The following is an 11,457-nucleotide window of genomic DNA, read 5'->3' on the forward strand; positions in this document are numbered from 1 at the left end:
TCCTAAAAGAAGCCGAGCTTCTTCGGGGAGTACGAGACCAAAAGGTTCTTCGTCTGCTGGTAGTGGTCGAGCATCATCTTGTGCGTCTCGCGGCCGATGCCGGACTGCTTGTAGCCGCCGAAGGCGGCGTGCGCCGGGTAGGCGTGGTAGCAGTTGGTCCAGACACGGCCCGCCTGGATCGCGCGCCCGGCGCGGTAGGCGGTGCTGCCGTCGCGGGTCCAGACACCGGCGCCGAGGCCGTACAGGGTGTCGTTGGCGGTGGCGATGGCGTCGTCGAAGTCGCCGAAGGAGGTGACGGCGACGACCGGGCCGAAGATCTCCTCCTGGAAGACGCGCATGCGGTTGTCGCCCTCCAGGATCGTGGGCCGCACGTAGTAGCCGCCGGCCAGTTCGCCGCCCAGTTCGGCGCGTTCGCCGCCGGTGAGGACCTTGGCGCCCTCCTGCTGGCCGATGTCGAAGTACGAGAGGATCTTCTCCAGCTGGTCGTTGGAGGCCTGGGCGCCGATCATCGTGGAGGTGTCCAGCGGATGGCCCTGGACGATCTTCTCGGTGCGGGTGACGGCGGCCTCCAGGAAGGCGTTGTAGTGGCCGCCCTGGATCAGCGCGCGGGACGGACAGGTGCACACCTCGCCCTGGTTGAGGGCGAACATGGTGAAGCCCTCCAGCGCCTTGTCGTAGAAGTCGTCGTCGGCGCTGGAGACGTCGTCGAAGAAGATGTTGGGGCTCTTGCCGCCCAGCTCCAGGGTGACGGGCTTCAGGTTCTGCGAGGCGTACTGCATGATCAGCCGGCCGGTCGTCGTCTCGCCGGTGAAGGCCACCTTGGCGACGCGCGGACTGGAGGCGAGCGGCTTGCCGGCCTCGACGCCGAAGCCGTTGACGATGTTGACGACGCCGGGCGGCAGCAGGTCGGCGATCAGGCTCATCCAGAAGTGGATGGAGGCCGGGGTCTGTTCGGCGGGCTTGATGACGACGGCGTTGCCCGCGGCCAGCGCCGGCGCGAGCTTCCACGTCGCCATGAGGATCGGGAAGTTCCAGGGGATGATCTGCGCGACGACGCCCAGGGGCTCGTGGAAGTGGTAGGCGACGGTGTCGTCGTCGATCTCGGCGAGGCTGCCCTCCTGGGCGCGGATGGCGCCCGCGAAGTAGCGGAAGTGGTCGATGGCCAGCGGGATGTCGGCGGCGAGGGTCTCCCGGACCGGCTTGCCGTTCTCCCAGCTCTCGGCGACGGCCAGTTCCTCCAGGTGCGCCTCCATGCGGTCCGCGATCCTGCCCAGGATGTTGGCCCGCTCGGTCACGGATGTACGGCCCCAGGCGGGCGCGGCCGCGTGAGCGGCGTCCAGGGCCCGTTCGACGTCCTCGGCGGTGCCGCGGGCGATCTCGGTGAAGTCCTCGCCGGTGACCGGGGTCGGGTTGCCGAAGTACTCGCCGCGCGCGGGCGGGACGTACTCGCCGCCGATCCAGTGGTCGTAGCGCGATTGGTACGACATGATCGCGTCGGCGGTACCGGGGTTGGCGTACCGGGTCATGGGGCGGCCTCCCATAGCGAGCCGCCCGCTCCGTCGCGGACGGCGGTTGACCGGACCGTAGGGCGCGCAAGGTTGCAACAGGGTTGCGGCGGAGCGCCACCGCGGAACTACACTCGGCAGCACCCCACCCGGTGCCGCCGGGCACCGGACCGTGCCGACTCCCGGGGACCGCCATGACTGTGTCGTACGCGACGTCCTACGCGGCCTGGCCGCCGGGGACGGATCCCGACCTCCTGCGGCGGGACGTGGCGCGCGCCCACGAGGAGTTCCTGTCGACGGGCCGGTCGCCGCGGCCGTTGCGCGATGTCGTCCGCGACTCCTGGCGGCGCTCGCTCAGCCGCGGTGTCGACCCGGAGGCCGACGGTCCCCGCTCCCCCGGGCTCGGCGGCGCGGAGCTGCGGGAGTACCGGCGGGAGCATCCGATGGCGGCCGTGCTGCCCGTGGTGCGCAGCCTGCTCGTCGAACCGGCGCAGGACAGCGACCAGTTGGTGGCGATCGGCGACGAGCACGCCCGGTTGCTGTGGGTCGAGGGCACTCCGGGGCTGGCGGCACGCGCCGAGCGGATCGGCTTCGTCGAGGGCGCGGAGTGGGCGGAGGAGGCGGCCGGCACCAACGCCCCCGGCACCGCGGTCGCCCTCGGCCGGCCGCTGCAGATCTACGCGGGCGAGCACTTCATCCGGCCGGTGCACCCGTGGAGCTGCTCGGCGGCCCCGGTCCGCGACCCGGACACCGGGGCCGTGATCGGGGTGATAGATCTGACCGGCGGCGACCACATCGCGGCGCCGCACGCCCTGGCGCTGGTACGGGCCACCGTGGCGGCGGCGGAGGCCGAGTTGCGGCTGCTGCGGCTGCGGGGCGCGCTGCCGTCCGCGCAGGCACCGGCGACCGGGACCGCGACGGCCCGGCTGGAGGTGCTGGCGCGCGACCGGGCGTTGCTGGTGTCCCCGTACGGGACGGTGGAACTGAGCCCGCGCCATTCGGAGATCGTGTTCCTGCTGGCCCGGCATCCGCGGGGGCTGGGCGCCGACGCGCTCGCGGCACGACTGCACGAGCACGAGTCGGCGCGGGTCACGATGCGGGCCGAGATGTCGCGGCTGCGCCGGCTGCTCGACTCCCAGGTGCTGGGCTCGCGCCCGTACCGGCTGTTGCTGCCGGCCACCACGGACGCCGACGAGGTGCGGGCCCTCCTCTCGCGCGGCGCCCACCGCCGGGCCCTTGCCCGCTACCCCGGCGCGCTGCTGCCGGGCTCGGACGCCCCGGCCATCGTGGACGCGCGGGAAGAACTCGACTGGGCCCTGCGCCGCGCCCTGCGGGAGCGCGGCGACGCCAGACTGCTGCTCGACTGGCTCGACCGCCCCGGCAACCACGACGACGTCGACCTGCTCCAGGCGGCGCTGCGCGCCCTGCCCCGCGAGTCGCCGCGGCGTCCCGTGCTGCGGGCGCTGCTCGACCGTGCCCGGCTGTGACCTCCCGGGGCACACTGGTGGGGTGGACGATCCGAGCATCGCAGAAGTGAGCACCGCGGCCCGGCTGGCCGACCCGGCCGAGGGCATCGGCATGGACGAACTGGGCCTGGCGGCGCGCAATCACGCACTGCCCCTGGAGGCGCTGCGCTACGACGTCACGCCCCCGGGCCTGCACTATGTGCTGGTCCACTTCGACATCCCGTGGGCCGACGCACGGACCTGGCGGCTCACGATCGGCGGCGAGGTCCGCACCCCGCTCGAACTGTCCCTGGACGACCTGCGCCGCTACCCGGCCGTCACGCACCGGGTCACCATGGAGTGCGCGGGCAACGGACGCGCGGGGCTGGCCCCCCGGCCGGTCAGCCAGCCCTGGCTGACCGAGGCGGTCGGTACGGCCGACTGGACGGGGGTGCCGCTGCGCACGCTGCTCCGGGAGGCGGGCGTCGGGCCCGGCGCCGTCGAGGCGGTCTTCACCGGCGCCGACCACGGCGTCGAGCGCGGGGTCGAACAGGACTACCAGCGGTCGCTCACGGTCGCCGCCGCCACCGCGGAGGACCCCGAGGTCCTGGTGGCGTACGCGATGAACGGCGCACCCCTGCCACCCCAGCACGGCCACCCGGTCCGGCTGGTCGTCCCCGGCTGGTACGGCATGGCGCACGTCAAGTGGCTGCGCGACATCACGCTCACCGACACGCCCTTCACCGGTTTCCAGCAGGCCGTCGCCTACCGCTTCCGCCAGGAGGCGGGTGAGCCCGGAGAGCCGGTGACGCGGATCGCGCCGCGCGCCCTCATGGTGCCGCCCGGCTTCCCCGACTTCATGACGCGCACCCGCGTCGTACGGCCGGGCCCGCAGCGGCTGGAGGGCCGGGCGTGGTCCGGCCGGGCGCCCGTCACCGGGGTGGAGACGAGTACGGACGGCGGCCGCACCTGGCGCGAGGCCGAACTCGACGACGCGGGGCACCCCTGGGCGTGGCGGCACTGGCACACGACCTGGGAGGCGACGCCCGGGCACCATGTGCTCAGCGTCCGTGCCACCGACGCGGAGGGGCACACCCAGCCGCTGGAGCAGCCGTGGAACCGCGGCGGCTTCGGCAACAACCTGGTGCAGCGGGTACCGGTGGTCTGCCTGGCGGACGGCGCCTGAGGCCCGCGCGGCGCGGGCATCCGTGCGGCACGGGCATCCGGTGCCCGTCCGTCACCCCGGCAGGCGCGTTCCTTCCGGAAGCCGCACCCCGAACTCGTCCGCCAGGACCCGCAGTACCTCATCCGCGTCGGCCAGCTCCCGCTCCTCGCGGGTGCCGTCGGCTGCCGTCTCCGTCAGACGGCGCCCGTTCAGCGACAGATGGGTGTCGGCGGTCGTGCGCTGGGCGTGGACCCCGCGGGCGAAGGGAGAACGGGGGTTGGTCGCGATGTGCCAGTTGATGACCTCGTAGTCGGGGGCCTCGAACGGTTCGACCGTGAAGGCGTACTGGTCCTCCCACGCGCCGCCGCCGGGGCCGTCGCCGGGGCCGGTGGCGTACGTCTGCAGCTTCCACAGCTCCAGCGGCCCGTCGTGAGGCGCGTGGACCAGCCGGTGACGGCGCGGGACGTCGTGCAGTTCGCTCCCCGCGACCAGCGGCAACGGCTCCAGCAGGGCGCCGATGCTGCCGAAGCCGACGTCGCTCACATACGGCACGGGCTCCCCGGGCACGCCGGTGAGCATCAGCATGTGGGTCCGGGGGCGGACGTCCCCGGGCTTCGCCCCCACCAGGACGCGCGCGGTGAGCAGCGTGACACGGAACCCGAGGGCGGTGAGCGCCGCAGCGAACAGGGTGTTGTGCTCGTAGCAGTAGCCGCCGCGCGTACCGCGGACGAGCTTGGCCTCCAGGTCCGGCAGCGCGAGGGAGGGCGCACGGCCGAGGACCGGATCCAGGTTCTCGAACGGAATGCCCAGCATGTGGGCGCGGTGCACGGACCGCAGCACCTCCGCCGTGGGCCGGCGCTCCCCGGTCCAGCCGATGCGGGCGAGATAGGCGTCGAGATCGAGGGTCATACGCCCACGGTACGGATGCGCGGGGATCGCCACGGCGGGCGAGGGGCCCACCGGTCCGGGCGGGCCGGTCGTCCCGCGCCGGGACCGTGGCGCGGCGGCGCCGCCGTTCCTGGGGGCGGCAGGGCCAGGCACGGCCCCGGAGGGCGAACTACCGTGGTGCGCATGGACGGCTCGAATGCGATCGGCGACTTCCTGCGTGCCCGGCGGGAGCTCGTCCGGCCCGAGGACGTCGGTCTCACCGGCGGCGGCCTGCGGAGGGTGCGGGGGCTGCGGCGGGAGGAGGTCGCGATGCTCGCGGGCATCAGCGCCGACTACTACCTCCGGCTGGAGCAGGGCCGGGACCGCAATCCGTCCGCGCAGGTCCTGGAGGCGCTCGCGGGAGTGCTGCGGCTGGACGCCGACGCGACGGCGTACCTGATCGGGCTGGTCGGGCCCAGGCCGCGCCGGAGCAGGCGCCCGGCCCCGGAGAAGGTGCCGGGCCACCTCCTTCAGCTCCTCGACCAGCTGCCGATGCCGGCGCTGGTACAGGGCAGATACTTCGACGTCCTGGCCGCGAACCCCCTGGCCCGGGCCCTGTCCCCGAACAACGTGCCGGGGGTGAACCGGCTCCGCGCGGCGTTCCTGGACCCGGAGGAGCGGGAACTGCACCGGGACTGGCAGACCGCCACGGTGAACGCGGTCGCGAGCCTGCGGGCGGTGGCCGGGCCCGATCCCGACGACCCCCGGCTGGCCGCGCTGGTGGGGGAGCTGTCGCTGAAGAGCGACCGCTTCCGGAAGCTGTGGGCGCGCCACGACGTGCACCGGCGCGAGGGCGCGCTGGCCCGGATGCGGCACCCGCAGGTCGGCGACATGGATCTGTACCGGGAGAAGCTCACGGTCAACGGCACCGACGGACAACTGCTGGTGATCTACCACGCCGAGCCGGGATCGGAGGCGGCCCGCTCGCTGGCCCTCCTCGGGTCGCTGGCCGCCGGCACCGCCGGCGGGAGCGGCCGTCCCGCGGCCCCCGCCCGGGCGGGCGAGGCCCGGGAGCGGACCGTCAGCGGCGAGGCCGGGACCGAGCCGGGGCGCTGACCGGGACCAGGTCAGGCCGGGTCAGGTCGGCCCTGCGCGTCGGTTTTCGGCGCGCGGACCAGCAGGAACTGCGGGTGGCGGCGCCGGGTGAAGCCCATGGCCTCGTAGAGCCGCAGCGCGTTGGTGTTGTTCCCCGCCGCGTGGAGCAGCGGCGTGTCGCCGCGTTCCTCGATGACGGCGGCGACGGCGCGCACCAGGCGGCTCGCCAGGCCGCGGCCGCGGTGGTCGGGGTCGGTGCAGACCGCGCTGATCTCCGTCCAGCCCGGCGGGCGCAGCCGCTCGCCGGCCATGGCGATGAGACGGCCGTTCTCCCGGATTCCCAGGTAGCTGCCGAACTCGACGGTGCGCGTCCGGAAGGGCCCCGGCCGGGTACGGGCGATCAGGTCCAGGATGTCGGGGACGTCGCCGGGCCCGAGCCGTACGGCCTCCGGGTCGTGCTCGGCGCGCAGTGCGGTGCCCACCATCTGGACGCCCTCCCCGCCCTCCACGACGTCCCAGCCCGCGGGCGGTACGGGCGAACCCGTGACCAGGGCGGTGCCGCCGGGGCCGATCAGCCCGGCCAGGTCGTGCCAGGCCGCGGGGTCGGCCTGGTCGGCGACGGCGGCGAAGGGGGACATCTCGGCCGGATAGCGGGCGGCGCGGCCGCGGACCTCCGCGAAGCGGGCGTGCGCGCCGCTCAGGGCGGCCCACACGGGGTTGTCCAGGGGGTGCGGGGCACCGGCGTCGGCGGGCTCGCCGCCGGACTCCGACTCCGCGGGATGGGCGTGATCGACGCTGGTGGACATGGGTGGTGCGGGTCTCCGTCCATGAGGGGCCGACGGCTGTCGGGTGGGTCAACAGCGTCGTGCCCTCGCGCAATCCCGGCCGGTGCCGGGACCTCTCACCCTAGGCTGTGGCGATCTCGGAGCGTTGCCTGCCCCGGGGCGGGCCGCGGCGGTGCCGCCGGCCGGGTTGCGCGGCGCGACCGCCGTAATAGCGTGGCCGGGAGGCGGGGGCTCGCCCCACCAGGGAGATGGGCGTATGGCCACACTCGTCGCCGTCAGCGTCGGCCTGCCGAAGAACGTGCCGTGGCAGGGCCGGACGACGTACACGGGCGTCTGGAAGGAACCTGTCTCCGGGCCGCGCATGGTCCGGCGGCTCAACATCGACGGTGACGGCCAGGGAGACCTCGGCGGGCACGGCGGGGAGCAGCGGGCGGTGCTCGTGTACCAGCTGGACTCGTACCGCCACTGGCAAAAGGAGCTCGGACGGGACGACTTCGCCTTCGGCCAGTTCGGCGAGAACTTCACCGTGGACGGGCTGCCCGACGACGAGGTGTGCATCGGGGACCGGTACCGCATCGGCGGCGCGGTCTTCGAGGTCACGCAGCCCCGGGTGACCTGCTACCGGGTGGGGATGCGCATGGCCGAGCCCAGGATGGCCGCGCTGCTGGTGGCCCATGGGCGCCCGGGCTTCTACTTCCGGGTCCTGGAGGAAGGCGAGGTCACGGCCGGGGACGAGATCGTCAAGCTGGAGACCGGGCCCGAGGCGATGACCGTCGCCGAGATGGACGCGCTGCTCTACCTGCCGGGACACCCGCGCGAGCAGGTCGAGCGCGCGCTGCGGATCCCCGCGCTGAGCCCAGGGTGGCAGGCGTCGATGCGGGCGCTGCTGGACACCCCGGCGGGGGACGGCGCCACGGCGGGCAACCCCGGGCTGACGGGGGCGGCGGCCCCTCCCCCGGCGTGGCCGGGCTTCCGCCCGCTGCGGGTGGCCCGGGTCCGGGAGGAGAGCAGCAGCATCTTCTCGCTGACCCTGGCCGCGCAGGACGGGAGCCCCCTGCCGGCCGGGATGCCGGGCCAGTTCCTCACCCTCCGGATGCGGCCGGATCCCGAGGGCCCGCCGCTGGTCCGCACCTACTCCCTGTCGGGGCGGCCCGGCGCGGCGGAGTACCGGATCAGCGTCAAGCAGGAGCCGCACGGCGCGGGCAGCGGTTTCCTGCGGCGGCATGTACGGGAGGGCGACCTGCTGGACGTCGCCGCGCCGCGCGGCACCTTCGTCCTCGGCGAGGGCGACACGCCGGTGGTGCTGCTCTCCGCCGGAGTGGGCGCCACGCCGGTGATGGCCATGCTGTACGCGCTGGCCGACGCCTGCGGCCGGCGCGAGGTGTGGTGGCTGCACGTGGCACGCGACGGCGAGAACCATCCGTTCGCCGCGGAGTCCCGGTCCCTGGTGGGGCGGCTGGCGGGGGCGCACGCGTACATCGCCTACAGCAGGCCGCGTGCGGCCGATCGCGAGGGCGCCGACTACACGCGGGCGGGCCGGCTCGACGCGGAGCGGATCGCGGCGCTCGAGCTGCCGCCGGACGCGGACGCCTACGTCTGCGGGCCCCAGGCCTTCATGGACGACATGACGGAGGCGCTGGTGGCCGGGGGGCTGCCCGCGGAGCGCGTCCACACCGAGACCTTCGGCGCGCTGTCGTCGATCAACCCCGGCGTGGTGGACGCGACGGCCCGCGCCCCGCACCGGCCCGCTCCCCCGCCCGGGGAGCCGACGGGGCCGTCGGTGTCCTTCGCCCGCAGCGGGATCAGCGTGCCGTGGCACCCGGGGTACGGGACGCTGCTCGAACTCGCCGAGGCGTGCGACGTGCCGACCCGCTGGTCGTGCCGTACGGGCGTCTGCCACACCTGCGAGACGCCGGTCCTGACCGGCGGCGTCGCGTACGCGCCGGAGCCCGTCGACGAGCCCGCCGAGGGCAACGCGCTCATCTGCTGCTCGCGGCCGCGGACGGACCTGGTGCTGGACCTGTAGGACGCCCGACCGCCACCCCCGACGGTCAGCCGCGGGTCGCGGGCTGGGGGAGGTCCTGGTTCTCCAGGGCCATGAGCTGGTCCGCGGTCGGGTCGTCCAGTTCGGCGACGCGCTGCGCCTGCCGTTCGGTCATCTCCTGGAACATCTGGCGGGCGGACCGGCCGTTGCCGAAGCCCTCGCCTCGTGGCAGGAGCTCGAAGAGGCGGGTGAGCTCCTCGCGGGCGGCGGGGGTCAGCTCGTACTGGTGCTCCGCGGCCTGGTACTCGACGATCGAGACCAGTTCGTCCGCGCCGTAGTCCTCGAAGAGCAGCGTGCGACCGAAGCGGGAGGACAGGCCGGGGTTGGAGCTGATGAATCGGTCCATGTCGCCGGGATAGCCGGCGGCGATGACGACGACGTCGTCGCGGTGGTCCTCCATGAGCTTGACCAGGGTGGCGACGGCCTCCGTGCCGAAGTCGTTCCCGGCCCCGACCGGGGCGAGGGTGTAGGCCTCGTCGATGAAGAGCACACCCCCCAGCGCGCGGTTGAAGGCGGCGGTCGTCTTGGGGCCGGTGTGGCCGACGTACTCGCCGACCAGGGCCGTGCGGTCGACCTCCACGAGGTGGCCCTCGCGCAGCAGGCCGAGGGCCTTCAGGAGCCTGCCGTAGAGGCGGGCCACGGTGGTCTTGCCGGTGCCGGGATTGCCCGCGAAGATCAGGTGCCGGCTGAGCGGCGGCGCGGGCAGCCCGGCCTCTTCGCGGCGCCGGACCGTCTGCATCAGCTTCACCAGCGAGCCGACGTCGTGCTTGACGCGGTCGAGGCCGACGAGGGCGTTCAGCTCGCCCAGCAGATCCTCCAGGGTCTCCTCGGGCGCTTCCTCCTCCCCGTCCGCCACGGCCGGCGGGCGGGTCCCGGCCGCCGGGGCGGCGGGGGCGCCCGGGACCGCCGGCACCGCCGGGGCGGCCGCGGGTTCCCCGAACGTCAGCGGGACGCCGTCCGCGGTGCAGTCCTCGAGCCGCGGCGCCGCACCCTCGTCCGTGCCGAGCGCGTCCGCGCAGTCCCGGATCCGGCAGTGCCGCAGGACGGGATCCGCTCCGGCGCCCACGTGGAGCGCGGGGAAGCCGGAGCCGGACACGTCGAGGGAGGTGAAGGTGCCGCCCGCGCCCTCGGCGAGGAAGACGCCGTTCTTGGCGGGCCGCTCGATGCGCAGGTCCGCGACCGAGGGCCGGGCCCCCGTCCACACGACGACGCCGGATCCGGCACAGTCCTCCACCGAGCCGCCGTTGACGGTGGCTTCGGCACCCTTGTCGACGACGACGCCCGCCGCGCCCGCCCCGGTGACCCGAATGCCGGTGAGGACCGCGGTGCCGCCGGTCGCGACCTGCACCCCGATGTCCTTGGTCCCGGTGACCGTGGTGTGCTCGACCCGGCTCTCGGACGCGGAGCCGACGCCGATGCCCGTCGCGACGTCGTCGATGCGGCAGCCGGTGACCGTCGCCACGGCCTGCTCGGCCACGGCGACGCCGGTCATGGCCACGTTCCTGATCCCGCAGTCCGCGAGTTCGAGGCGGGCCTCTCCCGCCGCGTGGACGCCGTGCTCCGCGCAGTCGCGGACGAGGCAGTCCGTGAGCCGTCCGGTGGCCGTGCCGGACAGGTGGACGGCGCTGAACGCGCTGCGGTCGATCCGGCAGTCCGCAAGCCGGGCCTGCGCGGCGCCCGTGACGAGCAGCCCGTTGGCGCCCGCGTCGGCGACGGCGCAGCCCTCCGCGTTGAACACCCCGTTGTCCTGGACGACCACCCCGCTGGCGGAGGCGCCGCGGATCCGGCAGTCGGTGAGCTCGGCGCGCGCCGTGCCGGTGACGTGCACACCGGCCGCGCCGGGCGACTCGATCCGCAGCTCGCCGGCCGTGGCCTCGGCTGCCTCCTCCAGCAGCAGCCCGGCCCGGCCGGTGCCGGTCAGCGTGGAGTCGGCGAGCCGCAGGCGTGCGCTGCCGCGCAGCCGGACGCCCGATCCCGACGTACGGTCGAGGCGCAGGCGGGCCGCGTCCAGCCGGGCCGTGCCCGACAGGACGACGCCCGTGCCGTCCACGCCCGTGACGCTCGTGTCCTCGACCCGGGCACGGACCGCGCCGGCCAGGTGCAGGCCGGCCAGCCGGGCGCGTTCGAGGCGGCAGCGCCGCAGGATCAGGGCGGTCGTCCCGCTCTCCTCGTCCTCGGGGCCGCGGGCCTGTATGCGGCCGCCCTCGACGGCGCAGTCCTCCAGCACCAGTCCGGCGCGCGGCGAGACGGTGATCGCGGGCGCGCCGTCGTCGGCTCCCCACACGGTGACGCCGTGCACGGCGCAGTCCGGGCCGTCGACGGTCAGCGCGGGCCGGTCCCCGGGGGGCGCGGCCAGCACGACGCTGCCGCGGCCGTGCTCCGCCGTGAGCACGACGGCACGGTCCAGCACCACGGCCTCGGTCCAGGTGCCCGGGGCGATCACCACCACGTCGCCGGGGGCGGCGGCGCGCACCGCGTCGGCGATCCGGTGGAAGGCCCCCCGGCCGCCCTGTCCTTTCGGTGCCACGGTGTGACGCGTCATGTTCCGGAT

8 protein-coding genes are annotated in these 11,457 nt (G+C 74.7%); 4 read left to right on the forward strand and 4 right to left on the reverse strand.

The annotated features are described in order from the left end of the window. Nucleotides 1–2 precede the first annotated feature (2 nt). A complete protein-coding gene (locus AB0F62_RS32920; protein WP_361807786.1) occupies nt 3–1,526 on the reverse strand; it encodes an aldehyde dehydrogenase family protein in 1,524 nt (507 codons plus the stop codon). Between the two features lie 173 nt (nt 1,527–1,699). On the opposite strand from AB0F62_RS32920, the gene AB0F62_RS32925 reads away from it, so the two are divergent. Then, entirely contained in the window at nt 1,700–2,992 is a 1,293-nt protein-coding gene (locus AB0F62_RS32925; protein ID WP_361807789.1) for a GAF domain-containing protein, read from the forward strand. Nucleotides 2,993–3,083: 91 nt separating this feature from the next. Further along, nucleotides 3,084–4,136 (forward strand): sulfite oxidase, encoded by a 1,053-nt coding sequence (locus AB0F62_RS32930; protein WP_361807819.1) that lies wholly within the window; start codon nt 3,084–3,086, stop codon nt 4,134–4,136. 51 nt (nt 4,137–4,187) lie between these two features. Here AB0F62_RS32930 and AB0F62_RS32935 read toward each other — a convergent pair whose 3' ends face one another. After that, a complete protein-coding gene (locus AB0F62_RS32935; protein WP_361807792.1) occupies nt 4,188–5,024 on the reverse strand; it encodes an arylamine N-acetyltransferase in 837 nt (278 codons plus the stop codon). Nucleotides 5,025–5,186: 162 nt separating this feature from the next. On the opposite strand from AB0F62_RS32935, the gene AB0F62_RS32940 reads away from it, so the two are divergent. Continuing rightward, on the forward strand, nt 5,187–6,098 hold the full coding sequence (locus tag AB0F62_RS32940; RefSeq protein WP_361807795.1) for a helix-turn-helix transcriptional regulator: 912 nt from the start codon (nt 5,187–5,189) through the stop codon (nt 6,096–6,098). Between the two features lie 11 nt (nt 6,099–6,109). Here AB0F62_RS32940 and AB0F62_RS32945 read toward each other — a convergent pair whose 3' ends face one another. Continuing rightward, nucleotides 6,110–6,883: a GNAT family N-acetyltransferase gene (locus AB0F62_RS32945; protein ID WP_361807798.1), complete on the reverse strand. Its 774-nt coding sequence runs from the start codon at nt 6,881–6,883 to the stop codon at nt 6,110–6,112. A gap of 235 nt (nt 6,884–7,118) precedes the next feature. On the opposite strand from AB0F62_RS32945, the gene AB0F62_RS32950 reads away from it, so the two are divergent. Continuing rightward, nucleotides 7,119–8,888 (forward strand): MOSC and FAD-binding oxidoreductase domain-containing protein, encoded by a 1,770-nt coding sequence (locus AB0F62_RS32950; RefSeq protein WP_361807801.1) that lies wholly within the window; start codon nt 7,119–7,121, stop codon nt 8,886–8,888. Between the two features lie 25 nt (nt 8,889–8,913). Here the strand turns inward: AB0F62_RS32950 and AB0F62_RS32955 are convergent, their stop codons facing one another. Further along, nucleotides 8,914–11,448 carry a right-handed parallel beta-helix repeat-containing protein gene (locus AB0F62_RS32955; protein ID WP_361807804.1) on the reverse strand — a complete coding sequence of 845 codons (2,535 nt, stop codon included), beginning with the start codon at nt 11,446–11,448 and terminating at the stop codon, nt 8,914–8,916. Nucleotides 11,449–11,457: the final 9 nt, after the last annotated feature.

The sequence above is a fragment of the Streptomyces sp. NPDC026673 genome (assembly GCF_040638135.1).
Lineage (GTDB): Bacteria > Actinomycetota > Actinomycetes > Streptomycetales > Streptomycetaceae > Actinacidiphila.

What these genes read in the sequence shown, in the direction of transcription:
- AB0F62_RS32920 (WP_361807786.1), bottom strand. Translation starts at nt 1,526, where the DNA reads ATGACCCGGTACGCCAACCCCGGTACCGCCGACGCGATCATGTCGTAC.
- AB0F62_RS32925 (WP_361807789.1), top strand. Translation starts at nt 1,700, where the DNA reads ATGACTGTGTCGTACGCGACGTCCTACGCGGCCTGGCCGCCGGGGACG.
- AB0F62_RS32930 (WP_361807819.1), top strand. Translation starts at nt 3,084, where the DNA reads ATGGACGAACTGGGCCTGGCGGCGCGCAATCACGCACTGCCCCTGGAG.
- AB0F62_RS32935 (WP_361807792.1), bottom strand. Translation starts at nt 5,024, where the DNA reads ATGACCCTCGATCTCGACGCCTATCTCGCCCGCATCGGCTGGACCGGG.
- AB0F62_RS32940 (WP_361807795.1), top strand. Translation starts at nt 5,187, where the DNA reads ATGGACGGCTCGAATGCGATCGGCGACTTCCTGCGTGCCCGGCGGGAG.
- AB0F62_RS32945 (WP_361807798.1), bottom strand. Translation starts at nt 6,883, where the DNA reads ATGTCCACCAGCGTCGATCACGCCCATCCCGCGGAGTCGGAGTCCGGC.
- AB0F62_RS32950 (WP_361807801.1), top strand. Translation starts at nt 7,119, where the DNA reads ATGGCCACACTCGTCGCCGTCAGCGTCGGCCTGCCGAAGAACGTGCCG.
- AB0F62_RS32955 (WP_361807804.1), bottom strand. Translation starts at nt 11,448, where the DNA reads ATGACGCGTCACACCGTGGCACCGAAAGGACAGGGCGGCCGGGGGGCC.